This window comes from Mesorhizobium sp. M4A.F.Ca.ET.090.04.2.1, from assembly GCF_003999085.1.
Lineage (GTDB): Bacteria > Pseudomonadota > Alphaproteobacteria > Rhizobiales > Rhizobiaceae > Mesorhizobium.
Genome location: NZ_RZOT01000966.1, coordinates 1 through 774 on the forward strand (window position 1 = coordinate 1; position 774 = coordinate 774).

The following is a 774-nucleotide window of genomic DNA, read 5'->3' on the forward strand; positions in this document are numbered from 1 at the left end:
GAATCGAACGAAATGTCGGAGCCGAAGGTTGGTGTTCCGACAGTAACAAATTGATATTTCTAATTTTTTTCGGAAAACTAGGGATTCCGCGTCGACCATCAGGGGATCGACTCCACCTGTTTCGTGGACATTGGCAGGCGAAAGTGCGTCGCGACGCGCGCCGCCGATTCTGCTTTTGCAAGGGATTCGCGGGATTCGTTCTGCTGCAGCTGCGCGGCGCGAGCAGGGTGGCGGAGAGGATGGGATTCGAACCCACGAGAAGCTTTTGACCTCTACTCCCTTAGCAGGGGAGCGCCTTCGACCACTCGGCCACCTCTCCGTTGCGCCGCTGGATAAAGAAAAGCGTCGGCACAATCAACAAGCCGGCGTCATTATCGCGGAAAAATCGGCGCTTCGCCGCAGTGCCGCTTCGCCATGCGGCGATTCTGGGGCAATTCCCTGGCCGCCGACTCGGCCCGCGCGCCGCAATTCTGACGGTCCAGCGCCGGATTCGGGCCGTCCGGCAAAGGATTCGCGCCGATTGCAACGGGTGCGAGCGCCTCGATAGTTAACGAGAGCTTTCTGAGTGAGGCCAAATCGTGTCATTTGTGCAACAACGCTCGGGGATAGCGCCCGGACAGCCCGTCCGCCGGTACGATCGTGGTTGAACGCCGCCGCCTCATGGGTAATGTCGGGTTTGAAGGAGCGGCGCGGTGCGCATCTTTTTCGGTAGTGGGGATGGGGCAGGGAACGCTGTCCTTCAGCAAAGAATACCCAGACCCGTTTTTTAACTTT

At 58.8% G+C, this 774-nt stretch carries 1 protein-coding gene and 1 tRNA gene; one reads left to right on the top strand and one right to left on the bottom strand.

Going from position 1 to position 774, the window contains the following annotated elements:
- On the top strand, nucleotides 1-269 hold a 269-nt coding region (locus tag EN781_RS34980), incomplete at its 5' end, for a hypothetical protein (RefSeq protein ID WP_210213522.1).
- On the opposite strand, the gene EN781_RS33525 is transcribed toward EN781_RS34980, so the two are convergent.
- Nucleotides 229-319: transfer RNA gene (locus tag EN781_RS33525), tRNA-Ser, on the bottom strand. The two genes, EN781_RS34980 and EN781_RS33525, sit on opposite strands and share 41 nt — an antisense overlap.
- Nucleotides 320-774: the final 455 nt, after the last annotated feature.